A 26381-nucleotide genomic window follows, 5' to 3' on the forward strand; every position below is an offset into this window, starting at 1 on the left:
TTTCCTTTAAGGCGTTGCTTTTCGAGCCAGGATAATAGCTCTAGCCAACCGACGATAGTCTGCTTCACAGCACTCGCCTTTTAAGATCCAAGTTAAATGGCTATGGTCTTTTTCAAACCATTTGCGTTTTTGGCGCAGCACGTTAATACACAACCCCCAAGTAAAGAGCTGGGAAGAATGATGAATTTTCATCGATGTACCGTCGGCCTGAGCACTGGCTAACAGGCTTCGGCTCGGCGTCTGCGATGAAAGATTGCTGTCACCAACGACACGAATAATACCATCGTGGGTCAAAGAGAGAGCATATTGAATAGCAGAAATATTGTTACTAAACGCGTCATAGATACGCCAGCCAATCATTAATGTTGTTACCACAGTAACCACGGACAACACTATTGAGAAGCTCAGCCAAGACCAGACATATTGAGGAAGGCTACTTAAAGCCACTACAAAGCAAATAGCGACGCACACTTCCCCTAGTAACGTTCTAAATCTATTGTGAGTTAAACAAACTCTATACTTTGACACGATTAACAATAGTCGCCACCATGGCGGCTAGTTCTGGGTCATCACACTTTTGATGCCCCATGATCCATGCAAACAAATCGGGATCATCACTGGTAAGTAAGCGTTCGAATGTTTCTTGATCCTCATAACTCAATGAATCAAAAGCTTCTTCCACAAAAGGAAGCAAAAGTACGTCTAACTCCAGCATGCCTCTGCGGCACGCCCACTTTAATCGGGCTAATCTTTTTGGTTCAAACATATGTCTTTAATACCGTTTTTTATTCGCCATCAATAATACCATGCCCTACCCGTGAGGATCACTGCTCTTTTGGTCGGATAGGCAAACTAAATCACACTTAATCTTTTCGCATTGAGTGTGTTGCCCTTGAATATTGATGGTTTTACCATACGTTGAGTAAATACAGCGAATTTTACACGTGGTGAATATGACTTCTATCGCATCATTACAAAACCTTCCGAAAGAGTTTATGGTTAAACTTCCAAATACCATGATCATTTCTTTAGAAGGCGAGCAAGCCGACAGTTACTTACAAGGACAGATAACCGTTAACATCAACAAACTTGATGAAAAGACGGCCAGGCATTTTGCTCACTGTGATAACAAAGGTAAAACTTGGGCAACGGGATATGTGACTCGTCATATGAGTAAGCTATTGTTGGTGACCAACGATGACTCTGGCAGCCATTCATTAGCACAGCTCAATAAATATGGTGTGTTTTCAAAAGTCGATATTATTGACGATTCTCAATCATACAACGCTTACTTTATTTCACTTGAAGCTGCAAAAACTAACGAAGTTAAAACTGCTTTAAGCCAGCTTTTTCCTGGTAGTGAAATGACTAACCTGCTTGAGAGTGATTCAATTGACAATGGCTCTCTTCAAAAGGTCGAGAGTGAATGTGGCGTTGCTTTTTATGCCAATACCACCCGCCAGGGTCTCGTTGTGCTTTTGAATGACAGCGGCTCACAACTCATAAATACGTTAATAGAAACTCAAAGCGTACCTTGTTACTCTCAGGTCGTATTCGATGCTATTCAAATTGAGAGCGTTCATGCTTCAGTACAAGGGGAAGCAGTTGCGGAATATGTACCGCAAATGATTAACGTACAAGCCCTTAACGGTATCGACTTTGATAAAGGTTGTTACATGGGGCAAGAGGTAGTTGCACGAACTCGCTTTTTAGGAAAAAACAAACGTGCTGCCTATAGCTTTAAGCTAGAAGAAAACGTAAACATAAAACCTGGGGACACATTAGAGAAACAACTTGGCAAAAATTGGCGCATTGCGGGTAAGGTACTCAATGTTGCGACTCTCGATAACGAAACTTGGTTTATTGCAGTTTTAAATAACGACACAACCAGCGAAGATTTACACAGACTGGCTGATAATAATGCCATTACCTGTTACCCTAATACCTTGCCGTACAGTATTGAGCAGAAAGCTAGCAATATTGTGAAAAAACGTCGATAAGCAGTTTCTACTGCATTAATTTATTGCCCTCTTACACAAAAGGGCCAAGATAGGATTTGTTATGACAATTACTTCTGACAGCGTTGTAACGCTACACTACACCGTATCTACCGAAGACGGCACAACGCTAGATTCTTCAGAAGGGAAATCGCCGCTAGTTGTGTTACTAGGCCGTCGTTTTTTAATCGAAGGACTAGAAGACGCACTTATCGGTAAATCGAAGGAAGATAGCTTCAACGTTTCTGTAAACCCTGAAAAAGCTTACGGTGAGCGTTCTGACGAACTTGTTCAAACCGTACCTCGTTCAATGTTTGACGGTATGGATGTTGAAGTGGGTATGTCTTTCCGCGCAACGACGCCACAGGGTGAACAATCGGTAATCATCATCGAAACAACTGACGAAGAAGTCGTTGTTGATGGTAACCACCCATTAGCCGGTATTCCGCTAACTTTCGATGTAACCGTTGTTGACGTTCGCGAAGCAACAAAAGAAGAGCTAGAGCACGGTCATGCTCACGGTGCGGGCGGTTGCGGCCACGATCACTAAGCCTCAGGGTTGTACCCTAGGGTAACAACGTGGAATTTGTAAACTAAAAAGGGAGCCGGCGGCTCCCTTTTTCAATTGAAACAAGCGCGAACTGTAGCTATTAAATCGCGTCTTCGTTTTGCTCTCCTGTACGAATACGTACAGCAGTCTCAACGTTGTAAACGAATATTTTCCCATCGCCAATTTTGCCCGTTTTAGCAGACGTTTGTATGGCTTCCACCGCTTGCTCAACGCGGTCATCGTCTAACACAAGCTCAATTTTAATCTTAGGAAGGAAGTCAACTTGATACTCAGCACCGCGGTAAAGTTCAGTATGGCCTTTTTGACGGCCGAAACCTTTTACTTCTGACACAGTCATCCCTGCGATACCGACTTCAGCTAGCGCTTCCCTAACATCGTCCATTTTGAACGGTTTAATGATAGCTTCAATTTTTTTCATGACTACAACTCATCGTAGATTGTTGGAATTGGCACACGTTTATGCTGTGTACGCTGATAAATATAGAGCAATTTCTCTTCCACTTCCGCAGAAACTGGCTTACCTTCCAAAAAGTCGTCGATTTGGTCGTAAGACATACCCAATGCTTGCTCATCGGCTTTCTGTGGGGACAGGCTTTCTAAATCAGCGGTAGGCGCTTTAGTAATTACGTTATGTGGTGCACCTAAATGGGCTGCCACTGCACGCACTTGGCGCTTGCTTAAACCAAACAAAGGCGCGAGATCACATGCTCCATCGCCATACTTGGTGTAAAAGCCTGTAATATTTTCAGCTGAATGATCGGTGCCTAAAACGAGACCATCCACCATCCCCGCAATTTCGTACTGAATAACCATACGGGTGCGAGCTTTAACGTTTCCTTTAACAAAGTCTTGTTTCGCTTCGTTTTCAGGAAGAAGATTAGCACCTGAAAGTGCTTGTGAAGTTGAGGCATGAATAGCATCAGCACCAGGCTTTACGTTTACGGTTAACGAATGCGAGGGCTGAATAAAGTCGATAGACTTCTGTGCATCTTCTTCATCGGCTTGTGTATCATAAGGTAGGCGAACCGCGATAAATTGGTAGTTTTCGTGATGTTCAGCGTTTAGTTCATCCACGGCAATTTGAGCTAATCGGCCCAATGTGCACGAGTCAATGCCGCCACTAATGCCCAATACCAGAGAATTTAATCCAGAAGTAAGCAACTGCTTTTTAATAAATGAGACTCGACGTGCAACTTCATACTCCACGTCAATTTCAGGCAGCACTTTCATTTCATCAATAACTGCTTGTTTTTGCATTATAATATCCACGTATTTTTGAGGCGTCCTGGAACTTGATTCTACGACAATCTGACCGCAGATGTTAGTGGTATCCGCGCATCTGTTGAATTTGCAGACCTAGTATTGCCTCTCTTCGGCATTTCACGGTCAGCCATTCATTATTTTGATATGTTGAAGCTTAAGCGCAGCCATACTGTAAGTCATCACTCACAAGGCGTATGGGCGAATATGCGATTACACGGTAAAACATACCTTTGGCAACATATTTTAGTTTACCCTAAAATGAGAAGGAGTAGCGTAAATTTGTTGCGCTGCAAGATTACAATGGCGAAAGGCAACGCGAAACTAAGAGCGGCCTCATTATTCGCATATCTACACGTGGAAACTAACACTGTTTATGACAAGTACTAGGCGAAGATTAGGACTAACGAAAATGTCGAATCAACGAGGGCTCACCCTTCTTGAAATGCTTGTCGCTGTAGCTATTCTCGCCATTATTCTCACGACTGTAGCCCCTGGTATACAAAGCATTTTAATAAAAAATAGAATTACTTCAGACTTGAATAATTTAAGTGCCGTTGTTCAGCGTGCGCGTTTTTCCGCCGTTGATGAGCAAACTACGGTGTTACTTTGCCCGACTGAAAACTACACGTCTTGTGCGTCAAGTTGGCGAAATGCAAAAATGGTGTTCATAGACGCGAACGGAAATGGTAGCCGTGATAGCAACGAACCATTAATTGTGGCTGGCGATCCATTAAATAAAGCTAACTCCATTTTTGGCATTACCGGGAGTCTTACTTTCGACGAACAAGGTGGAATCGATAAAGCCGCAACCATTACTTTATGCCCCAGCGACAATGATGCTAATTATGCTTCAGCACTTTTGTTGTCGCTTTATGGCCGAATATCAGTGGCCGTTGACAGCGATAACAATGGTAAGAAAGAAGACCTAGAGGGCAATGAACTTACCTGCAGCTAAGGGTCACGCTACCGTTAATCGACTTTTCCGGTGAAAGTTTATTTTACTGCTTTTTCTACCAGCACTCTGTAGGTGTCAGTGCGTACTCACTTATCTTTATAACTCTGCAACTGTCCGTTGACGGCCTAGATGTCAGTGTAGCAACAATTTCGTACATTCCAGCATCATCAATTGTTTGTGAGATAGTTATGCTTGGCAGTTCAGATTGTGGCAAAGCACTAAGCGCCAAATACTCACCTGTTTCTAACCAGTTTCTCGACTGCAATGCTTGAGTAGTGAGTAAGTAAGCTTTGGCCTTATTGAGTTCGTTTAACTGCATACTGGTAGCTAGTGACGACACGGTGGCCACACCTATTAAGCCTACAATGGCCAATACAACCATTATTTCGACCAGTGAAAAACCTTTGACTGCGGGTCTTTGTGTACACACGTGATAAATCCCCTCCATGGTACAGCTATCTCTCCTTACAGATTTCAGTACATTGAGATTATCAATGTGAACGAGGCACGGTAACTGGACTTACGCATGGCTTTTCAATCCTTTACATCAAACATCAATATAAAAACGCCAGAACGGACGCTGGCAGGTTTTACACTTTTAGAAATGCTTGTCGTTCTAGCAACGATAGGTCTACTTTCGGTAATAGCGGCGCCCTCGTTTGAATCGTGGCAGGAGCGACATGCATTTAAACATGCTGCTACAAGCTTGGCATCTCTTGCGAAGCAAGCGCGAATGAACGCGCTGGTGCACAAAAAGAATATGTTTCTAATTGCTGAGGTTGAAGATGGTAAGTGTGTATTGTTGAGCGACGATGAGGCTTGCACTTGCTCTGACCGCCAAAGTTGTACATTGAATGACGTGTCTTTCGTAGTTCCTAGCGCACGGTGGGATTTAAAAATAAGCACAACTAACAATAGGAACAAGGTTATCGCGTTTAATAAAAATGGCACGCTTAACTTTGCCAGCAGTACAACACTTACGCTTTCAAGCCAGCGTTTTAACGCAAAACTAGTTATTAATTCGCTGGGGCGGATAAAACTATGTAGCTTACAGACCTTTTCAGGAATCGCACCATGTTAAGACATGATAAGCAGTGTAATCTTATCAAACGCTGTTATGGATACAGCCTTACCGAACTGCTAGTGGCCTGTAGTTTAGCAAGTCTAGTAATTGCTGCGGTTGCCACCCAAGCGGCACAATCCCACATCGCACATTCATCGATTCAGCACGCCACCAGCGTAGAAGACGATATGCGAGCACTGCAAAGCACAATCACACAACACCTAAGCAAGGCAGGTTATATATACTCTAATAATACCCTGTCGCCATTTTCCACGACCATTAGTGCAAGTGAACATTTTAAAATTACGACGGGTCACCGTGAAAGCGAGCCTGAAAATAGTTGTGTTATGTTCTCTTACGATAAGAATAGTGACGGTGTGGTGTCACTTAGTCAGGGAGAATGGTTTGGATACCGTTTAAACAATAAAGCCATCGAATACCGTGTTGCGGGGAATACATGTGATCAAAGTGGTTGGTTCGATTTAACCGATACCCAAACTACCGTTGCGACCAAGTTTAGTGTGAATCTGAAGCACGCTACTAGCTGGGGCAGTACTTACGAAATAGAAATAGCACTTCGCAGTAAGGTTGACCCCACCGTTACAAGTTCTAGAAAGTTTATTGTTGAGGCTACTAATGCATACGAATAAGCAATGGTTTGAACAAAAGAAATTGCAAAGTAGAGACTTAGCCTACAGTGAGGGAAATAAACTTAAACTTCCCTTTCGCTCTTTTCGCCATCAGCGCGGCATGGCGGTATTAGCGATAGTCGCTATTCTGTTAAGTGTAATTACATTCACAACGATAAGTTCATCTCAACAAGTCCAACAATTTTATGCAATAGATAATAAAATGCGGAAAGCCGAACAGGCACGCGTCTTATTCAAACGACAATTAAGAGACATCGCTGAGTCCTTACGAACTAGCAGCGTTCCTCTAACTGTCGATAAGGTAGATATACCCAATGTGACTACAGCAATTGAGGTGCTCGAATTAGAGGGTGATCAACGGCAACCGCTTCAACATTTCGAGGTTTCTATCTCTTCAGAAGAAGAAAGTACGTACTATAAGGCCAAATTTTTGCGCTACCCGTCTTTACTTAGGCTTCCTACTCCGACTCAGCAATTTTCGTGGGACAATCAAATTACCGAGTGGCTTTTTAACCGCAATGTAAATGTCCTCAGCCGTGCGTTTTTCCCTACTAGCATTGCCAAACACGACTGCTTGAACCTAGCGCCGGCTAATATTTACTGGATAGAAGGTAACTGCCTACTAGATAATGAAGATGTAGCTCACTCAGATGAAAGCAACCCATTATTGCTATTAATTGTTGATGGCAACCTATCGCTTAGTGCCGATACACATTTCTTTGGCCTCATCGTCATGCTATCTACAGCAGGGAATGAACACACTTTGCATGTTGCGACAAGCGCCTCAATTAAAGGGGCCTTTGTCTCTAATCAGCGTTTGCATACAAGCGTGTACGGGTCATTGAATTCATCAACCACAGTGCTGGATACCCTACAGGCACACACCACGCTTGCTAAAATCATTCCCATTCCTGGTTCGTGGTATAGCGAAGAATAGGCTCTTGATTCGACTAGCGCTTAACTGAGTATGAAATTTAAACGTTAAAAGGATTTACAAAATTGAATAAAAACACAAGCTCGGGAAGCATTTTGATTGAGGTTTTAATAGCGCTATTTATTTTCACAAGTACCAGTACTTATCTACTTGCCTCTACGATAGATTCGGCCTTGCTGTGGCAGATGATACTTAAAACCCAATCTGAACACGATAACGCATTAAACTCTGCACGGCTTGCCTTGAATAATGATGGAGTCGATCAGAATTGGAATGATGTCGCTGTATTCGGCATGCCTACGGTAAGGGAGCCTCCCCCCAAATAAACCCCATCAATTCCTATATGAACAGAGAAGAGATTAACTAAACTTCGCTGAAAATCGAAGGCACGGCTCCTGTGTGCCATGAAAATTACTAGCAAGACCAGCAGTATTCGTCAGCCTCAAGGGTTCCATTATTATTCTTGTCCCAGCCCTTTCTTCCATCGCTAAAATAAAATAAAGCGCCGTCTGATGTCTGCCCTGTTCCGCTAACAGGCGTAGCTTTTAACTCATAACCTGTAGCGTTGGCCGACACAATTGAAAGCGTATATCGTTTATTCGCTAATGGTTCAGATGAGGGTGAATAAGGTGTAAAAATCGCAGGGGCACCTGTATTTGCTCCGCCACTTGCCGCACCTTCGTAACTAAAGGAGCCACTGTGGTGACGCTCCATTGCTGATGCGAAACCTAACAAGTCAGCCTGACCAGTACCGCGGTATCCATCAGCAATAACACCTTGATAGGAGGGATATGCGATAGCTGCGATTATGCCCACTATCGCAACGACTATCATTAACTCGATTAACGAAAATCCGCGTTCCGATTTCGTATGGCTCATAATTTACTCCCTCTCTGTTTCCGAGTGCCAGCTGCCTCGTTGAATGCGTTCAAACCGGCCATAAATATTTTCGGCTAAACATTCAAATGCGTTAGTACATGCTTCGTCGTTGCCATCTTCGTCAACGTCTATTACCGCTGAAACGCACTCCGTGCCCAAACAAACAACCGGACTTACGATATCTTCAATTAGAATTTTGGTCTCTGGTGCAATACCTGTTTGCTTTAATTCTGCTGAACGGTCCGCATCGTTGACCTCTCCATCATTATTCACGTCTGTGACGGCATTACCATTAAACATACTGACTAAATAAGCGCGACTATTACCCGTAGGCGGAGCACATGCGCTTGTACTACTCACCGCAGGTACGTAGGTCGTGAAAAACACTTTGTAGTCAATAATCAGTGGCGAGGAAAGGACCTTTTCCCCATTGGTGGTTAGATTCAAATACCAGCCAGCCTTATTGGCAAATGCCTGCGAGGCCAATTCACGTTCACTTTCGTCGCTACTGTTTAGCGCATGACTAGTGGCGTTATACATGTCACTCTCATACACCGTGGTCATGAACGTGTAATTCCCACTCGAATCACGATTAAATACACCGCTGTCTTTGAGCATATAAAAATTATCTTCAACTACTGTGTCTAGCGGAGATGCGCGCCAGCCACTTCCAAGCGCAAGGCCGTAGTACAACTCGTCGCCTAGAGCGATCTCAGTGACATCCGGACCGTAGTAGAATTTACGGTTTGACTCAACAGTGTCACCACCGAAATCGGCAATGCGCGCCCCTTTGATAAAGTTTGTACCCGATTCTCCATTATAGATATCCAGTCTAAATAGCTGGCCGCCCATGTCTGCTACGTACATGTGATCGGCAAACCCATCGTTGTCTCTGTCAATGACGGAAATTCGTCCTGGAACGCTGTACGTCATAGTTGATAAGTTCAAATCTGCGTCTTCGTTACTTGCGTGCCATAAAAGGCTGCCGGTATCCGCATCGAACATGAAAACAGCATTTCCAACAACGTCATTCGCTCGAACAGTGCGATCGTCTTGAGCGTCGTCATACCCGCCTCCTACAATCATGACGTTTTTAACCTGGCCGCCCATATTTACTTTGGTTATGGTCGGTCTAGACCATGTTTGGCCGAGCTTAGACAGTGTGCCAGCGCCGCCCTCAATTTTGAATTTTAGCGTGGGGGAGGTTTTTTGGGTTACATCGAAAACGTAGTAATTGCGTCCGCCCCTGCGCATACCAACATAGAGATATTTACTCTCACCTACCGTTCTTAAAATCATGTCGCCATCTAAGCCATACTTATGCTCTAACGACGACGTATCTTTATAAAAATGATGTAAATTTTGCAGAAGTATCTTGGGCATGATGGCAAAGTTCTCTTCCCCCGTTGTAGTATCGAAGGAGTGCAGCATGCCCTGATTGGTTGCGACAAAAATAGCAGAGTCATCAGCGCCATAGTTAACAATTATCGGCTGAGAGTGAATAGGGTCGCCCATTTGTGAACGATAGTCAGTCGTGCTTCCATCGCCGTTGCTATCTTTAACGTCCACACCGCGCGCCCATTTTAAAATGGCGTCTCTTAGTGCATCCGCATCCGTTTCATCTTGGATCGCAAGATCAACATTCGTTATGTTTGTATTGTTTTCGTGCAGTTCATTAGCGCTTCTTACAATACTGCCAGTGTCGTTAAACACATAAATATTGCGATTTCCGCCTAAACGACTGGCCGCTCCCCCCTCACTAACCTCGCTACCGTCAGCTAGCGTCGACCAGTAGCTATGCGCATTTTCAGCGAAAAAGCCGGTTACGCTATCAACCGCATTCAGGCTGTTTTTATCGAGGATTTCATCGCCGCTCAAGCGATAACGCTTAAGGTTACCTGGCCAAATTGCTCCTTCGCTCGGCTTAAATAACGCGAAATACAATTCATCTCTATGCGTTAGACGGTTAAGTTGGTTAACGGCCACACCAGGCGAGACAAATGTTGCGTTGATGTCTTTGACCGAGCGCAAAATAGTATTGAATGCCTCAAGTAAGTCGGTGCTGTTATCAGCCTGATAGAAACCACCGCCACTTTGCAGTGCCAGTTGATTCAAGAAATTGTTGGCTGTATTGTTTGCAGCAAACCCTATAGTGTGAGTAATTACACGAGGGCCGATTACCGACGTTGAGGCTTCACTGATATTTCTCACCAAGTCTAAGCCACATTTTTCTCCCCCGCTGCCTATACAGCTTTTGCCAAGTAAGGTCTGAATTTTAGATACGCTGTGATTATTGTTCGCTTCGCCATCAGACAATAAAACAATATGGTTATTAGTTTGACATTGCAGGTCTGAAACCGGAGAAATATAGGTGGCTGGTGTAGGGATCTGCTCATTAATACAATTACTGTCTGACAAGTTATCTTCTGAACATCCCGAAGGCAAAATAGAATTGGCACCTGAATACGACGCCCTGTGACTTACTCGAGTGCTCCTTCTTACTGAGCTACTCACATCACCTTCCCCCCGTTTGCGACCGTAGTCTACGTCTCTTCCCCCATAATAATTGGCGGCCTCTAGTAAGGTATCTACAATAGGCGTATACCCGTTGGCACTTAATTCGTCAATTTTACTCATTAAGTGTTCGCGCACGGTGGCAGAAGCATTAGGTGTAGCAGAACCGTTAAATTTTACAATAAGCTTAGGCGCTTTTGATGGCGAGTTGTTATAGGTGTGTGCACCGCGATATGACACGAATTCATCAAATATGAAAGCCATGTCGTTTCCCGATTGCCATCCTGAACGGTCGACAATTTGTTTAACAATACTGCTCACATCGGGCGTTCGATAAGTATAGTTGTTGTAAAAGTCTGGCATGGACCACGTAATACCAGAAGTTTTAACTAAGTTCCGTAAACGGTAGCGTCGGTCCGGGTGAAAGTCATCCGCGTCATCCTCTGCCACGCCCCTTATGCGCATGCTCGGATTTCCATACGTGGTCGTACTGTAGGCAGTAAACTCTAGATAAGCCTCTGTTACAACAGCGCCTTGTGGGATATTCACATTGCGAAACCGAACGCCTATAAAATCATTATATGAGGGGTGGAAGGTAAGCTCGCTACCTGTATTAGGATATCCGTTAACATTTTCCTCTGAGTTATCTCTTGAACTAGCCACCTGATAAATTGCTTCACCCTGTACGCAGCCCGTTGCGGTAGAGTCATCGTAAGTTACAACCAACTGTGGTGCACCGCTTTGGCCTACGTCACTGGCTCTGACTTCACGGGAGCTTGCCGAATCTGTGCTTGAGCCTTCTATTAAAATGTTAAGGTCTTTGCCACCACACCATGCCGATAAATCCACGACCTCTTGAATGACAACACTTATATCAGGTGTAGTTATCACCTCGCCCGAAGCAGGAAAGCTATTGTCAGTTGCCCACTCTATACTCATCGCAGTTTTGGCTCGCGCACTCAAATTATTCGATGATGTGGTGAATGCGGAGCTTGATGCTGATGCTTCGGCAGATATTACAAGGGATGTGCCTGCAACATTAAACTTCTCAGAGGTAAACCTAATGCTTGCGCTAACTATTGTTGCTCCCTGAGGTATATTTAAATCAGTGAAGCGAAGCCCAGACGTTACGGTTTTCGTCCCGCTACTAAGAATTAAATCATTACTATTAGTTGTAACTACGCCATCGATTTCATGTGCATCGTGATCATCTGCATTCGTAGATATGATTATCTCAGGACGAACCGCCTCATCTATATTCCGAACTGGGTATAAAATGGGTCCGCCATAATCAGAAAAACGCATTAAACCTGCATTGATATTAGTGGCTGAACCAAGGGCTTCTTTTAGCGCATTTTGTACCCGCAACATTCGCGACTGATCAGTATTATCATATGCCCCCATACTTCCCGAAGAATCCATTATGAATAAAACGTTGGGATTATATGTAACAGCGTTATTAGCATTACCTAAATAGATATCGAGGTCGTCGCCAAAAGCAGAGAAACCAATGCAGCTAAAAAGCGTAATCGAAGCAAAGAAAGTAGAGAGTTTCTTCATATTGATACCTATTGAGACGCTGGACCAAACACTGAGGCAGCTAAGCTATTCGCCACAACAGACGATTTACCCGCGACTTTTCCACAACCTCTGATGATAAACACATGGCAATTGACGTTACTCCCCCCAATTACGTTACTCGAGCCTCGGCAAGCCTGCTCTCTAATAAACGCAGTACGTGACCAACTTTTTGAAGAAGCCGCACTTTGATAGGTGCCATTGACTACGTGTCTGTCGCCTGTTGAAAGGCCGCCTTCTGTCATATATCTGTCGGTCCATTCGCCTTCATCAAAACAACTCATGGAATCGGTAGCGGGGTCAAATACGTTACCCTGCCTTGCTTCTGAAAGTGGGTCGGTTTTGCTTGGATCGGTGAGAAGAGTCTCATCTTCCGATTCGAAGAATACGCCAGCAATTGCTGACTCTGCTGCGTCGAAAGCCAGGCCACTTTGTTGCATAGAGACCGCCATCTTAGATTGAGATAAGCTGCTAGTAACCGCACTAACGCCTAAAACAGTGATTGAGAGCAACACGAGCAGTGCAAATACCATCACCAAGCCTTGCTGTTTCATTGCGAACTCCTAACAAAATTTTTCATATTTCGAAGTGCCAGCGTTTTTGAAAACACCTGATAATAATGTGCCGTATCCATAGTTTTAGCGGCCTCATTTAACAAAGCATATTTCTGTGCTTGCGTTTGCCTTACTTCATTCTGATAGCTTTTCAGCATTAACGCCCAACGCAACGATACAACTTGTTGATTAAGTGCCCTTAAGTCTTCTAATTCATCTGCTGTTACATAGGTAACAGCTTGTCCTTGCGAACTAGTGATGTCGCCAGAAACACCAAATTGAACCTGAAAGCTTTCCACGTTATCAAGCAATGTCACTGTTACTGGAGAAACGGTCTGCGTTTTTAACCCTCTAAGCACCCGTCCGTCATACCCAGTACATTTCAGGGTATTGCCGCTAACAAAGTAATGGTTTACCACATGAAATTCGCTACCCTGCGCATAACCATGCTGACTACCAGTACAGTCTTCTTCACCTAACAGGCTAACCACGAGCTTGTCGCTACCGCCGCTCGTAGCTTGAATACTTCCCAGCGCAGTGTTTGTCGTAAAGTCGCCAGGTACAACGATAGGATGGTTTTGTACATAGGCAGCCTCAGCGACAATATCAACGGACGCATCAACGTTAGCTGTCACTTGGTCGTAGCGACCCACCTCATAAAATTCTGCAGACAAGCGCCCCATTATAAATCGTCCTGATTCTTGAACTTGGGCAACGGCTTGATTGAGCTTGTTCGTCACGCTACTACTGACAAGCACTTGGATAATGGCGCCCGATATGACTAGCCCTAAGGTCAAAGTAATCATCAACTCTACAAGAGAAAATCCCTGCTGAGAGTGTCGGCGACGAGAGCTCATAATGTGATGTCCTTGAATACACACGCGTTGCTGTCGCCTTCAGATTTGTTGCATCGAGCGTTAAGGGTGTAGGTCTGATTTCCCGAAGATGAGACAGGCCATGTTAGCAGTACCTCTACGCGAGACCCTGCACTACAACTGTAAATGTCAGCTGTGTTGTTGTCGTCACACGATACCGATACTCTAGTTTGTGGGTTTGTTTGTACCGCCGAACAGGATAGCGCCCACCCATCATACTCAGCCATCTGAGCTTCACTACAGGCCTGACCTTCGCAATTTGGGATCCCTGCTGGTCTTGCCAAACAATAGCAGTGATAGGGGTGTGAGGAGCCCGAACAACTTAACGTGGAAAAATTGTAGGTATCGCTAGAGAAGTAGTCATTGTTGACTACCATGCCGTCTCCCACCGTAGCTGGTCGTGCGGCAGCTCTTAAGCGTTCCGCAACCTGAGCAGCAACCATTTCAGCCTGTGTGCGGCTGATAGCGTCTTTATTGGCAAAGGAGCCTGTAAACTGCAGTGCAGCAACGCCCAGTAAACCTACTGCTAATATGAATAAGGTAATTAAGATCTCAATAAGACCTGCACCGTGTTGTGCGCGAATATGACTTCCCCTCACTCGCTTCGTTATCACCTTTTCAGCAATCATCTTTTTACGCCACATACCTAACATTACATTTGGTGTTATCACCACTGTAGTATAGTAAGACAAAAGCGTATAACTCTGGGTATCAACAGTTATTAAAACGTATAATTTTCTGTGCCCTTGTGTGGTAAACGGCGATGTCACAACTTATTTAATCGTTTCACCTATGAAGTAGCAGTCTCGACACAGCAATTGGTGTATACCACTGCGTTACAATAGACTATTTTGGTACATTTAACAGCCTCTCGCCCTCCCACTACATTGCTTTTCCACCGTTAAGTGCAACTTGATAAAGGTATCATAATCTATTCGCAAGTCATTGAATTTGCGTTAGACAAAAGCATAAAAAAACACCGCAACGATGTGCGGTGTTTTTAAGTGTTGATAATACGATTAATCTAACCGACCTGCTTAACCCTAAGCTCTTTGGGAACGGCAAATTCTACATTTTCTTCGCGCCCGGCACGCTCAGAAGCTGAAACCGCGCCCCATGCTTTGAGCCTATTTACCACACCTTGCACCAATACTTCAGGAGCAGACGCGCCTGCGGTAACGCCAATATGCTCTACACCTTCCAGCCATTCCTCTTGGATACAATTAGCATCGGCAATCAAATAGGCTTTAGCGCCAATTTTTTCCGCCAATTCGCGAAGGCGATTCGAATTTGAGCTATTCTGTGCACCAACGACCAGAAGCACCTGACAGTCTTGCGCTAGGTCGCGCACCGCGTCTTGGCGGTTCTGCGTGGCATAGCAAATATCGTCCTTTCTTGGGCCATTGATTTTGGGGAACTTAGCGCGAAGTGCGTCGATAACATCGGCTGTATCGTCTACCGATAATGTTGTCTGACTGCAATAATAAAGGTTCGCTGGGTCTTTAACTTCAAGTGTCGCCACATCTGCTTCAGATTCAACCAGATAAATTCCGCCTTCTGCACTGCTGTACTGGCCCATGGTACCCTCAACTTCTGGGTGACCAGCGTGACCAATTAAAATACATTCAGTACCTGTTTTGCTAGCACGGGTTACTTCCATATGTACTTTCGTAACTAACGGGCAAGTAGCATCGAATACCTTAAGACCGCGATTTTCCGCTTCCTTTCTTACCGCTTGCGATACGCCATGAGCAGAAAAAATCACAATGCTATCGTCTGGCACTTCGTGAAGCTCATCAACAAATAGCGCACCTCGCTCACGTAGTCCATCTACCACAAATTTATTGTGTACCACTTCGTGGCGCACATAAATTGGCGGCTCGAACATTTCAAGTGCTCGCTCTACGATGGTGATAGCCCTGTCAACGCCCGCGCAAAAGCCACGAGGGTTAGCTAAATGAATTTGCATAACTAGTTTCCACCTTGTGCTGACACGCCAGGTTTAACATCAATAATCTCGACGTCAAAAATAACTGTTTGCCCGGCTAGCGGATGGTTGAAGTCTACCGTTACAGAGTCTCCAGCAGCGCTTCGAATAATACCCGGAATTTCCGAACCGTCTGGTTGAGCAAACGCTAAAATCATGCCTTCTTCAATCTTTAAATCAGCGCCAAAACGACTTCTATCCATATAGTGAATATTGTTCGGATTAGGCTCACCGAATGCGTCATTCGCCGCTAACGTAAACGCTTTTTTATCACCTTTTTTAAGCCCAAGTAAACACGCTTCAAAGTTAGGTGTTAGGCTACCGTCACCCATTACCATTTTAGCAGGCTTATTGTTTACGCGAGTGCTGTCGGCGGCAGAGCCATCTTCTAGCTTTAAATCAAAATGAAGAATAACTTCGCTATCAGCGGCAATTACTAATGAATCTGTCATAACCTTTCCGAATACTACTTAATGGTTTCGCTATTGCCTGCGGCACTTGCGTTCGCATCTGCACCGTTCCCTTCACTTTTTTTATCGCCATTTTTAAACATGTCGAAAATCAGCAAAGCCGCGCCGATAAATATTGCGCTGTCAGCAATGTTAAACGCAGGCCAGTGGTAATTGTTTACGTAAAAATCTAAAAAGTCGATGACATAACCGTGGACTAATCGGTCGTAAACGTTACCCAATGCGCCGCCTAGAATAAAGGAAAATGCAATCGGCAGCATTTTTTGTGAGCGTGGCGACTGCTTGAGCCACCACAAAATCACGGCGCTTACTACAACAGCGATAGCGGTAAAGAACCAGCGCTGCCAGCCACCTGCGCTTTCTAAAAAGCTAAATGCGGCGCCGTAATTGTGCACGTAAGTAAAGTTAAAAAACGGCAGTACCTGTATCGACTGATACAGTGACATGCTATCGATAACCGTATACTTACTCCATTGGTCGAGGATAAACGCAATCGCGCTTATCCATAAGAAACGCAAGCCAGTTTCGTGAAAAAGCTTAAGCATAGTGGCGTTCTTCTCCATCACCGTCAATGTTTGTCACACAGCGACCACAAAGCTCTTCGTGACCTTCATGTGAGCCTACATCTTCACGGTGATGCCAGCAGCGTACGCACTTTTCACCACTTGCTTTATTAACGCTCAACCATAGACCTTCAACGTCTGTGGCTTTCGCTTCAGACGGTGCACTGTCAACCTTAGTTAGCGAAACGCCTGATGTAATGAGTACGAATCGTAGCTCGTCTTCAAGCTTTGCAAGTACGTTGTACAACGACTCGGTAGCATAAAGCGAAATGCTCGCTTCTAGTGAGCCACCTAGCTCGCCATCTTTACGCGCCTGCTCCATTGCTTGGTTGGCCGCGTCTTTTACGCTTAACACTTGGTGCCAAAGGGCATCGTTGAACGAATCGCTTTGCGTGAAGTTGTTAAAACCTTCGTACCAGGTTTCAGTAAATACAAACTCACTGCGCTCGCCAGGTAAGGTTTCCCAGATTTCTTGTGCAGTAAAGCTGGTAATAGGCGCCATCCAGCGAACCAAAGCTTCGATGATGTGGTACATCGCCGTTTGGCATGAGCGACGGGCAAGGCCATCTGCTTTCGCCGTGTACTGACGGTCTTTAATCACGTCTAAATAGAACGAACCTAATTCAATTGAGCAGAAATGCGTAAGCTTCTGCGACACTACCAACAGGTCGTAGTTGTTGTATGCTTCGATAAGTTCTTCTTGAAGTGCCTTGGCGCGCGCAACAATCCAGCGGTCAAGTGCGACCATATCGTCTTCTGCTACCGCATCTTCAACGTTGAAGCCGTTAAGGTTAGCAAGCAAGAATCGTGCGGTGTTACGAACTCGTCGGTAGCCATCTGCAGCGCGCTTCAAGATCTCATCTGATACCGCAATTTCACCGCGATAATCAGTAGATGCCACCCATAGGCGAAGGATATCTGCGCCTAATTTGTTAGTGACTTCCTGAGGCGCCACAACGTTACCTACCGACTTCGACATTTTTCTGCCGTGGGCATCTACCGTAAAGCCGTGGGTTAGCACTTCTTTATAAGGCGCATGACCGTGCATTGCAGTTGATGACATAAGCGAAGACATAAACCAACCGCGATGCTGATCAGAACCTTCAAGGTATAAATCGGCAGATGCGGGAATGTCTTCACGACGGTCTACGACGAAGTAGTGAGTTACACCTGAGTCAAACCAAACATCTAGGGTATCGGTCACTTTTTCATAGTTGTCCAACTCGCTACCAAGTAGAGCAGCATCGTCAAGATCCCACCACGCTTGAATGCCTTTAGCTTCAACTTCCAGTGCTACTTTTTCCATTAATGCTGCAGACTCTGGGTGGATTTCACCGGTAAGTTTATGCACATACAAAGGAATGGGTACGCCCCACGTACGTTGACGTGAGATACACCAGTCTGGACGACCTTCAACCATTTTCTCAATGCGGTTTTGGCCCCAATCTGGGATCCACTTGGTTTGCTTGATTTGTTCAAGTGATTGAGCGCGAAGACCTTTCTTATCCATGCTTACAAACCATTGAGGCGTAGCGCGGAAAATGATTGGCGTTTTATGGCGCCAGCAATGCGGGTAGCTGTGCTCGTATTTTACGTTTAAGACAAGGTTACCCTTTTCTTTTACGACTTCGATAATTTCATCATTAGCTTTAAATACAAACTGACCAGCAAACAGCGGTGTATTTTCAAGGTACACCCCGTTGTTACCAACCGGGTTGTACACTTCGATGTCGTATTGCTTACCAACATTGAAATCGTCTACACCGTGGGCTGGCGCTGTGTGTACACAACCTGTACCAGATTCAGTCGTAACGTGGTCGCCTAGAATTAACGGTACTTCCAGGTCTAAGAATGGGTGATTAACCTTCAGCTTATCAAGGGCGGCACCAGTACAGGTTGCCACTTCACGGAAATCCTCAACGCCGTAGCGGTTCATGCAACTTTCAAGCAAGTCCTGCGCTACCACTAGCCATTCATTTGAAGGCTGAACTTCGACAATCGCATAGGTAAGCTCTGGGTGTAAGCTGATTGCACGGTTGGCCGGCAGTGTCCACGGTGTGGTAGTCCAAATAACTACACCTGCTTTGTGTGTGGTTAAATCACCTTCAGACACGCCAAACGCTTCTGCAATAGCAGCCACATCAGCTACTGGGAACTTAACGTCGATAGCAGGCGATACTTTGTCTTTGTATTCAACTTCTGCTTCAGCAAGCGCCGAACCACAATCTGTACACCAGTGAACAGGTTTAAAGCCCTTTTCTAAGTGGCCAGAGTCTACAATTTTACTTAATGCACGAATGATGTCGGCTTCAGATTTGAAGTCCATGGTTTTGTATGGGTTATCCCATTCACCAAATACACCTAAACGTTTAAAGTCAGCCATTTGGCCGTCAATTTGCTTTTGTGCGTACTCGCGACACTTTTGACGAAATTCAGCCGCCGTAACTTTCTTACCAGGCTTACCTACTTTCTTTTCCACCATCAATTCAATCGGCAGACCGTGACAATCCCAACCAGGAACGTATGGAGAGTCAAAGTCAGAAAGGTTTTTCGACTTTACAATAATGTCTTTAAGAATTTTGTTAACCGCGTGACCAATGTGAATATCGCCATTCGCATAAGGAGGGCCATCGTGCAGAATAAATGGCTTTTTGCCTTTTTTCGCTTCACGAATTTTGCTGTATACCCCTTTTTCCTGCCAGTCTTTAAGCATTTTCGGCTCGCGCTGAGCAAGGTTACCGCGCATCGGGAACGCAGTTTCTGGAAGGTTCAGTGTGGCTTTGTAATCACTCATAAAATTGTATTATCCGGTTACCTTAATTTTCACCCAATGCACTAAAACATTGTGAAGGCGATATTCATTTTGCGATGTTCAATTTCAACTGTTGAATATAAAAGATTCAACATAAAACAGTATGCCATCCTCACCACAGCGAGGGTGACTGAAAGTGTTTTAGCACAGTGACTTGCTTACACGTTTCACAATCAAGAATTCACATTTTTAAACGTCGAACTCAGTGAAACAAATACGCGCAGAAACTTGTCGTGACTTTATCACGTTTAACTATGCTAATAACAGACGCGCTTTTGTCGCATCTGCTTGAATTTGATCTTTCAACGCATCAAAAGAGTCAAATTTAATTTCATCTCTTATTTTTGCCATCGGAAACACCGTAATAGGCTTACCGTAAAGGTCAGATGATAGATCGAAAATATGGACTTCTAGCTGGTTTCTTACCCCGTTCACAGTAGGACGGGTACCAATGTTCGCAACACCATTAAAGTGCTGACCATCGACGTCAACACGAACCGCGAACACACCGTGAATCGGCGTCTTTTGTCGTTTTAACATGACATTCGCGGTGGGGAAACCAATGGTGCGGCCTTTTTTCTCGCCGTGAACCACCCTACCGTGAATAGCGAATGGACGCCCTAGCATTTCGGTAGACAGACCAAAATCGCTGTTTGCTAACGCCTCTCGCACAGCCGTTGAGCTAATACGGTGGGCATGCATGGTAAAACTGTGGGTGCTTACTACTTCGAAACCATATTGGCGGCCTGCCGCCTCAAGCATTTCGAAATCCCCTTTACGGCCATTGCCAAAACGGAAATCGTCGCCTACGACAAGAAATTTAACTCCCAGCTTATCCACCAGTAAATCGTGGACGAACGTGTCTGCACTTTGCTTCGCAAACTCAGCGTTAAATCGCACAGCAAGCAATCTGTCGACACCTTGCTGGCTCAGCAATTCATATTTTTCGCGAAGAGGGCTAATACGCGCTGGCGCCTTATCCGGCATAAAGACTTCTTCAGGCTGTGGTTCAAAAACCATGACGGTGGCAGGAAGTGATAGCGATTTCGCTTTTTCAAGCACATTAGCTAACACAGCTTGATGACCACGGTGTACGCCGTCGAACTTGCCAATAGTGAGCACACACCCTTTATGGTGCGGTTTTACATTGTTTAGCCCGCGGATAAATTCCACTGTTAGCCACTACCTTTTAACTGCTAGAAAATCAAAGCTCGCGATTATAGCCGACCGCGAGCACAATACCAAGCGCACACGCCATTCTCACATGCCGCCTTTAGTTATACTGAAAATTACTCGCCGCCGCTTTTGAAATGCCTGGGTCGCATGCCCAGCACAACCATGGTGGTCATGAACAGTATGACCGACAGCGATATGGTTATTCCTACTTCTAACATTTGGACGGAAAGAGACAAATCAAAGAAAGCTAAGCCTTGATCGCGATAATAAATAAGCCCGCCCATGGCAGCACTTGCAATAACCACACGGGCAATAAACAAAACCGATGTGCGGCTTAACGCAAACACGCCTTGGCGATGCAGCGTTATATAGAGCAAAGCGGCATTAAGCGTAGCTGACATACTGGTAGCAACAGCAAGCCCTACATAACCAAACGGAATCGCTAATATAAGGTTAAACACCATGTTAGCGACCATACACCAAATACCAAATTTCACTGGTGTCTTAGTGTCTTGACGGGAGTAAAACCCCGGCGCGAGAATTTTTACCAGCATAAAGCTGATTAAGCCAAATGAGTATGCAGTAAGTGAGTAAGACGCCATGATGGCTGTTTCAGCGGTAAACGCGCCGCGCTGAAAAATAACGGTCAGAATAGGCCTTGCCATCACGCCAAGCCCCACAGCTGCGGGAATACCCAATAAACAGACCATGCGAAACGCCCAATCAATGTTGGCAGCAAACGCTTTGGGATTGTTACTGACGTGATTCCGGGAAAGCGTCGGTAAAATGACCGTAGCGATAGCGATACCGAACAGCCCTAAGGGAAATTCAAGCAGTCTGTCAGAATAGTACAACCAGCTTATTGAGCCGGTAACTAAAAAGCTGGCGATAAACGTGTCAAACAACAAGTTAATCTGACCTACTGATACTCCGAATAATGCGGGGATCATCAAGGTGCGCACTTTCACCACATTTTCGTCGTGCCAGCCCCACTTTGGTTTTACTAAAAGCCCTGCCCTGAACAAGAACGGCAGTTGAAACAAGAACTGCACAATACCACCGATAAACACGCCCCACGCTAGCGCGTAAGCGGGTTGATTAAGCGTAGGAGCTAAGTATATAGCGCATGCAATAATGCACACGTTAAGTAAAACGGGGGTGAAGGCAGCAACCGCAAACTTATTGAGCGTATTGAGTATCGCCCCTGCCAACCCAGTCAGAGAGATAAACGCTAAATAAGGAAAGGTAATTTTCAACATGGTCGACGCGAGCACAAACTTATCTCCGGCCTCGTCTCCTTCGAGCCACGCCACAAACCAGCCTGTACCAAATAACGCCGCCAAAACAGGAGATGCTATTACCCCTATGATAGAAACTACAAAAACAATAGCGCCTAACGTACCGCTGACTTTTGCAACGAACTCTCTGAGTTGCTTTTTATCGTCGTTCTCGTGAACTTCGGTTAATACCGGAATAAACGCTTGCGCAAATGCACCTTCGGCGAATAGACGGCGAAGAAAATTAGGAATTTTGTTAGCAAAGAAAAATACGTCAGCGGCTGCCCCATCGCCCATAAGCTTGGCAACAACAACATCACGTACCAAGCCTAATACTCGCGAGACCAAGGTCATAATACTGACGATAAGACCAGATTTTATTAACTTCCGTGACACGTCACACTTCCAATAAGAGGTAAAGAATAGGCTGAATAGCATCAGCCATTTGAAAGATAGTCAAAGGCGTCTGCTAAGCGCAAAGCGGCAACGCTAGGTTGCAAGCGAGCCATAATAACTAAAGGCTATCGCGGGCGAAACGATTTCTTCAAAATAGTTGTGCATCTTTAACAACTTTCTTGTTATAATCCGCGCCCGGTATGGGGTGCTGTCGTTTATGCATGTCTATCGCTAAAATGTCTTGAAAGAATATCACTACGAATCTCTTTCAAAAAATGTCGCAGAGAAATGTCGCAAAGAATGTGCAACGTGTTGAGCATACTTTGTGTTCAATAGCTTGCGCGTTTTAACGCGGAACGATTTAAGTTTTAAATCGTTTGACATTTGGGCGTTTGGTAGGCACAATCCGCACCCTCGTTTTTGACATGAATTTATTTTGGGAGTTACACCTTGGCTAACATTAAGTCTGCTAAGAAGCGTGCAATCCAAGCCGAAAAGCGTCGTCAGCACAACGCTAGCCGTCGTTCAATGACTCGTACAAGCATCAAGAAAGTTATCGCTGCAATTGCAAGCGGTGACAAAGAAGCGGCACAAGCTGCACTTACTGCTGCTACTCCAGTACTTGACAGAATGGCTACTAAAGGCTTGATTCACAAGAACAAAGCTGCTCGTCATAAGAGCCGTCTAGCTGCACAAATCAAAGCACTAGGTTAATCTTTACGATTAGTAGTTAAAAAAGCGCCCTTCGGCGCTTTTTTTGTATCTGTAATCGACACTAATTAGAATGGGTTACTGATTCCAAATTTAGACTTAAAGGCATAAAGCCCACCACTAGGCGAGCTCTGTCACTAGATAAAAAGTCTTTGCGGTGTGTTTCTCCCCCAGCTATCCGCTTATCAGCTCATTTTTCTTATTGAGCTTGCCGGTGCAATACGCATGATCCAGTGAAGGATGGCCCACGGCCAGCTTGGTACAAACGCATTCGCTTTTTCTTTATTGATTGCATTGACCATCGCGCGACAGCCCACATCTGTATCAACAATAAACGGCACCTTCTCTACTTTTTCGTTTATTTCGCTACGAATAAAACCGGGGTGAATACAGGTGACTTTAATTGGCGTATTCATTACATCCATTCGAATGCCTTCAGTCATAGATGTAAGGCCCGCTTTTGTTGCTGCGTATACGGTCATGGCGCGTCTAAAACCGCGCACCGCGCTTATAGATGAAATCGTTACCAGATGACCACTATTTTGCGCCCTAAAGATAGCCATTGCCGCTTCACATTGTGCTAGCGCCGACACAAAGTTAGTCACCGCCGTTTGCTTGTTAGCGTGAAAATACCCCGTACCAATCGACGCGCCCTTGCCCATTCCTGCGTTCACAATAACTCTATCAAGGGTTCCCATGTCATCTTTGAATGCGTCAAACACTTCAAACACCGCATCGTGATCATTGACATCCAGCGAGCGAATATACACGTCAATGTTTGGGTTAATGGCATGCAGCTCTTCTTTCAGTTTTTCTAAGTTCTCAAAGCGCCTTGCGCAGAGGGCTAGGTTACATCCCTGTTTAGCAAACTCAATTGCCATGCCCTTACCTAGGCCTGAACTCGCGCCCGTTATCAGAATATTGCGTCTTGTTGTCATTATCGTTTTCCTGATGCTTTAATGGCCTTATTACAACGCCACATTAAGTAATGAATGAAGATCCAAAAATTTTTGAATGCTGGATTATTAGTTTGCTTGTGGTGATAGCGATAGTAGATTTGCTGGGCAATACCGGCTAAACGAAAAAGTCCGTACACCTCGTAAAAAGTAAAATCTTCTACATCAATCTCCATTTCTTTGCAGTAATACGCCACAACTTGTTTACGAGTAAGCATTCCCGGTAAGTGAGTTGGCTGACGACGTGTAGATTGTGCTAAAAAGTCATCATCCGCTTGTACCCAATACGCCAAGGAGTTGCCTAAGTCCATAAGCGGGTCGCCCAAGGTGGCCAGTTCCCAGTCCAACACACCGATAATTTGTGTATAGTTATCTGGCTTTAACACCACGTTGTCGAACCGGAAGTCATTGTGCGTAATACAAATGCGTTCATTAGCGGGCATGTGGTTTTCTAACCAGCGCATTATTTTTTTACCCGAGGGGACATTCCAGGTTTTTGCTTTACTATAGCGTTCGCTCCACCCGCTTATTTGGCGTTCTATGTAGCCAGCACCTTTACCTAAGTGCTCAAGCCCCGCTTTCTTATAATCCACTTTATGAAGCTCGATTATGCTATCAAGTACATTAGTGCAGAGCTGTTTGGTTTGCTGCTCGGACGTGTTTAAGCCTTTGGGTAAGTTCTTACGTGGTATCACGCCGGTAAACTTCTCCATTACGTAAAACTCTGTGCCTATAACGCTCTCGTCCTCACAAAGCCCGAGCATCTCTGGCACATAGCGATAAACAGGCTTTAGCGCATGCTGTAACCGATACTCCCGCCCCATATCGTGGGCCCCTTTGGCTTTAGTACCTGCCGGTGCTCGACGCAAAATTAGGGATGTTTGCTCGCTATGGTCTTGTTCACTGCTTTGATAGTCCAAGCAGTACGTCCAATTAGAAGCGCCACCAGAATACTGAGTGACTTTAGGCAAAATATCGGCACTTCGTAGAGCGGCTGCCACTGATGGACTAGAACCACTAATATTTTCCTGAAGCCAATTGTGTACTGCGCTGACGTCTAGTTCTTCGCCCACACGCACGCTGTCGGCTTTATCTACCACGTGTTGTTGCATATATTTTCTTCTTTTAATTCTGTTTCTTTCAATTTTGTTTCTTTTAAATCTGTTTCGAGGGACTTACTCAACCTGCCTACTTAAAATACCCACTCAAAACTTTTGGCTCAACGATACTTCTATTCTCGGTTTGTGACTGCACAAGTGCAGCTCAACTATCAGCTTCGAGCAGTTTGCCAACAAAAATAGGTGAGCACGTTTCCGTTTTGACTAACTCTGCTTTTCCATTGCACGCTTCATCATCTTCGTTTGATTAAGCATATTTTTGATATAACGCTGGGTTGGCAGCAGCTTCTTTAACAGGAAAGCGCGTTTGCCCAGTTTATGGGTAAGAATAAGAAATTGCTTTTTATTGACTTGTTGATAAATAGACTCGGCCACTTCTTCTTTCGTCATGTCTGCCTTAGCGAAGAATTTATTGAGCATTTTGTGCGACGCAGGGTTGGTGCTGCGCATCGACTCATCTAAATTCGTTTTAAAGAAGCTTGGACAAACTACACTAACGTCAATATTGTCAGGGGCTAATTCCAATTTCATGGTTTCAGAAAACGATACCACTGCGGCTTTAACCGCGTTATAACTTCCCATATAAGGAATAGGCGTTAGTCCTGCTTGCGATGCAATATTTATGAAATAACCACCACCTTGCTCTCGCATTAAAGGTAAGAGTGCACGACTGACTCGCACCATACCTAACACGTTAATATCAAACACCCACTGCCACTGCTCAATGCTTTCATCTAGAAGACTACCACCAGAAGCGACACCCGCATTATTAAATACGAAGTCAACGCCTCCCCAACGAGTTTTCATAGTATGCGCTAACGTTTGAACTTCATTTTCAGAGGTTATATCGCAATGGATGTAAAACGCATTGGCACCTTGGGCAGTTAGCATATTTACCGCTTCATCGCCTCTTTCTTGGTTAATGTCGGCAATGCAAATGTCTAACCCCTCGTCTTTGCCCGCCCACTTTTCCGCCCACTTAAGGGCAATGGCCTGACCTAAACCGGTAGCGCCACCGGTAATCAATATGCGCATGATGTGTTTCCTAACTGTTCTTGTTTCATTATTCTTGTATCGGCGTT

General features: G+C 44.9%; 27 protein-coding genes. 8 read left to right on the forward strand and 19 right to left on the reverse strand.

The features are described 5' to 3' along the window. Nucleotides 1-6: 6 nt before the first annotated feature. Both BGK61_RS04015 and BGK61_RS04020 read right to left on the reverse strand, forming a co-directional pair. A complete protein-coding gene (locus BGK61_RS04015) occupies nt 7-384 on the reverse strand; it encodes a hypothetical protein (protein WP_232298201.1) in 378 nt (125 codons plus the stop codon). A 130-nt stretch (nt 385-514) separates the two neighbouring features. Then, on the reverse strand, nt 515-766 hold the full coding sequence (locus BGK61_RS04020) for an FAD assembly factor SdhE (protein ID WP_014999002.1): 252 nt from the start codon (nt 764-766) through the stop codon (nt 515-517). Between the two features lie 187 nt (nt 767-953). Between BGK61_RS04020 and ygfZ the strand changes: the two genes are divergently transcribed. Then, nucleotides 954-2000, forward strand: coding sequence for a CAF17-like 4Fe-4S cluster assembly/insertion protein YgfZ (gene ygfZ / locus BGK61_RS04025; RefSeq protein ID WP_076011587.1), 1047 nt, complete (start codon nt 954-956; stop codon nt 1998-2000). 61 nt (nt 2001-2061) lie between these two features. Next, nucleotides 2062-2547: an FKBP-type peptidyl-prolyl cis-trans isomerase gene (locus BGK61_RS04030; protein WP_014999004.1), complete on the forward strand. Its 486-nt coding sequence runs from the start codon at nt 2062-2064 to the stop codon at nt 2545-2547. Nucleotides 2548-2647: 100 nt separating this feature from the next. On the opposite strand, the gene BGK61_RS04035 is transcribed toward BGK61_RS04030, so the two are convergent. Both BGK61_RS04035 and nadE read right to left on the reverse strand, forming a co-directional pair. After that, the gene (locus BGK61_RS04035) at nt 2648-2986 is read right to left on the reverse strand and encodes a P-II family nitrogen regulator (protein ID WP_014950115.1); all 339 of its coding nucleotides are present in this window, start codon (nt 2984-2986) and stop codon (nt 2648-2650) included. Between the two features lie 2 nt (nt 2987-2988). After that, a complete protein-coding gene (nadE, locus tag BGK61_RS04040) occupies nt 2989-3825 on the reverse strand; it encodes an ammonia-dependent NAD(+) synthetase (protein ID WP_014999005.1) in 837 nt (278 codons plus the stop codon). Between the two features lie 415 nt (nt 3826-4240). On the opposite strand from nadE, the gene BGK61_RS04045 reads away from it, so the two are divergent. Beyond that, complete coding sequence (locus BGK61_RS04045; protein WP_014999006.1) at nt 4241-4786, forward strand: GspH/FimT family pseudopilin; 546 nt, start codon at nt 4241-4243, stop codon at nt 4784-4786. A gap of 55 nt (nt 4787-4841) precedes the next feature. Here BGK61_RS04045 and BGK61_RS04050 read toward each other — a convergent pair whose 3' ends face one another. Continuing rightward, nucleotides 4842-5216 (reverse strand): type IV pilin protein, encoded by a 375-nt coding sequence (locus BGK61_RS04050; RefSeq protein WP_232298202.1) that lies wholly within the window; start codon nt 5214-5216, stop codon nt 4842-4844. A 96-nt stretch (nt 5217-5312) separates the two neighbouring features. Here BGK61_RS04050 and BGK61_RS04055 point away from each other — a divergent pair, with 96 nt between their 5' ends. The 4 genes from BGK61_RS04055 to BGK61_RS04070 all read left to right on the forward strand — a co-directional run bounded on the left by BGK61_RS04055 (nt 5313) and on the right by BGK61_RS04070 (nt 7759). After that, nucleotides 5313-5867, forward strand: coding sequence for a GspH/FimT family pseudopilin (locus BGK61_RS04055; protein ID WP_014999008.1), 555 nt, complete (start codon nt 5313-5315; stop codon nt 5865-5867). After that, nucleotides 5861-6499: a potassium:proton antiporter gene (locus BGK61_RS04060; RefSeq protein WP_076011586.1), complete on the forward strand. Its 639-nt coding sequence runs from the start codon at nt 5861-5863 to the stop codon at nt 6497-6499. Before BGK61_RS04055 ends, BGK61_RS04060 begins: the two co-directional genes overlap by 7 nt. Beyond that, complete coding sequence (locus tag BGK61_RS04065) at nt 6486-7436, forward strand: hypothetical protein (protein ID WP_076011585.1); 951 nt, start codon at nt 6486-6488, stop codon at nt 7434-7436. The genes BGK61_RS04060 and BGK61_RS04065 overlap by 14 nt, the downstream gene beginning before the upstream one ends. Before the next feature lie 62 nt (nt 7437-7498). After that, entirely contained in the window at nt 7499-7759 is a 261-nt protein-coding gene (locus tag BGK61_RS04070) for a hypothetical protein (protein WP_014999011.1), read from the forward strand. 88 nt (nt 7760-7847) lie between these two features. On the opposite strand, the gene BGK61_RS04075 is transcribed toward BGK61_RS04070, so the two are convergent. From BGK61_RS04075 to murJ, 11 genes are all read right to left on the reverse strand, one after another. Beyond that, a complete protein-coding gene (locus BGK61_RS04075) occupies nt 7848-8312 on the reverse strand; it encodes a type IV pilin protein (protein WP_076011584.1) in 465 nt (154 codons plus the stop codon). A 3-nt stretch (nt 8313-8315) separates the two neighbouring features. Beyond that, entirely contained in the window at nt 8316-12386 is a 4071-nt protein-coding gene (locus tag BGK61_RS04080; protein ID WP_076011583.1) for a PilC/PilY family type IV pilus protein, read from the reverse strand. An 8-nt stretch (nt 12387-12394) separates the two neighbouring features. Further along, nucleotides 12395-12958 carry a pilus assembly PilX family protein gene (locus BGK61_RS04085; protein WP_014999014.1) on the reverse strand — a complete coding sequence of 188 codons (564 nt, stop codon included), beginning with the start codon at nt 12956-12958 and terminating at the stop codon, nt 12395-12397. Further along, nucleotides 12955-13815 (reverse strand): PilW family protein, encoded by an 861-nt coding sequence (locus BGK61_RS04090; protein ID WP_014999015.1) that lies wholly within the window; start codon nt 13813-13815, stop codon nt 12955-12957. The genes BGK61_RS04085 and BGK61_RS04090 overlap by 4 nt, the downstream gene beginning before the upstream one ends. Next, complete coding sequence (locus tag BGK61_RS04095; RefSeq protein ID WP_083648671.1) at nt 13812-14462, reverse strand: PilV family protein; 651 nt, start codon at nt 14460-14462, stop codon at nt 13812-13814. The genes BGK61_RS04090 and BGK61_RS04095 overlap by 4 nt, the downstream gene beginning before the upstream one ends. 395 nt (nt 14463-14857) lie before the next feature. Continuing rightward, complete coding sequence (gene ispH, locus BGK61_RS04100) at nt 14858-15802, reverse strand: 4-hydroxy-3-methylbut-2-enyl diphosphate reductase (RefSeq protein ID WP_076011582.1); 945 nt, start codon at nt 15800-15802, stop codon at nt 14858-14860. 2 nt (nt 15803-15804) lie between these two features. Further along, entirely contained in the window at nt 15805-16272 is a 468-nt protein-coding gene (fkpB, locus tag BGK61_RS04105; RefSeq protein WP_076011581.1) for an FKBP-type peptidyl-prolyl cis-trans isomerase, read from the reverse strand. A 14-nt stretch (nt 16273-16286) separates the two neighbouring features. Further along, nucleotides 16287-16835 carry a signal peptidase II gene (gene lspA / locus BGK61_RS04110; RefSeq protein ID WP_076011580.1) on the reverse strand — a complete coding sequence of 183 codons (549 nt, stop codon included), beginning with the start codon at nt 16833-16835 and terminating at the stop codon, nt 16287-16289. Next, nucleotides 16828-19647 (reverse strand): isoleucine--tRNA ligase, encoded by a 2820-nt coding sequence (ileS, locus tag BGK61_RS04115; protein ID WP_076011579.1) that lies wholly within the window; start codon nt 19645-19647, stop codon nt 16828-16830. Before ileS ends, lspA begins: the two co-directional genes overlap by 8 nt. A gap of 270 nt (nt 19648-19917) precedes the next feature. Continuing rightward, entirely contained in the window at nt 19918-20838 is a 921-nt protein-coding gene (gene ribF, locus BGK61_RS04120; RefSeq protein ID WP_076011578.1) for a bifunctional riboflavin kinase/FAD synthetase, read from the reverse strand. 116 nt (nt 20839-20954) lie between these two features. Beyond that, nucleotides 20955-22514 carry a murein biosynthesis integral membrane protein MurJ gene (gene murJ / locus BGK61_RS04125; RefSeq protein WP_076011577.1) on the reverse strand — a complete coding sequence of 520 codons (1560 nt, stop codon included), beginning with the start codon at nt 22512-22514 and terminating at the stop codon, nt 20955-20957. A gap of 450 nt (nt 22515-22964) precedes the next feature. On the opposite strand from murJ, the gene rpsT reads away from it, so the two are divergent. Continuing rightward, nucleotides 22965-23228 (forward strand): 30S ribosomal protein S20, encoded by a 264-nt coding sequence (gene rpsT, locus BGK61_RS04130; protein WP_014950134.1) that lies wholly within the window; start codon nt 22965-22967, stop codon nt 23226-23228. A 182-nt stretch (nt 23229-23410) separates the two neighbouring features. Here the strand turns inward: rpsT and BGK61_RS04135 are convergent, their stop codons facing one another. The 3 genes from BGK61_RS04135 to BGK61_RS04145 form a co-directional block, all read right to left on the reverse strand. Beyond that, on the reverse strand, nt 23411-24163 hold the full coding sequence (locus tag BGK61_RS04135) for an SDR family oxidoreductase (protein WP_076011576.1): 753 nt from the start codon (nt 24161-24163) through the stop codon (nt 23411-23413). Then, nucleotides 24163-25293, reverse strand: coding sequence for a phosphotransferase family protein (locus BGK61_RS04140; protein ID WP_076011575.1), 1131 nt, complete (start codon nt 25291-25293; stop codon nt 24163-24165). The genes BGK61_RS04135 and BGK61_RS04140 overlap by 1 nt, the downstream gene beginning before the upstream one ends. Nucleotides 25294-25503: 210 nt before the next feature. Beyond that, nucleotides 25504-26334: an SDR family oxidoreductase gene (locus BGK61_RS04145; RefSeq protein WP_076011574.1), complete on the reverse strand. Its 831-nt coding sequence runs from the start codon at nt 26332-26334 to the stop codon at nt 25504-25506. Nucleotides 26335-26381: the final 47 nt, after the last annotated feature.

This window comes from Alteromonas abrolhosensis, assembly GCF_001953635.1.
GTDB classification, from domain to species: domain Bacteria; phylum Pseudomonadota; class Gammaproteobacteria; order Enterobacterales; family Alteromonadaceae; genus Alteromonas; species Alteromonas abrolhosensis.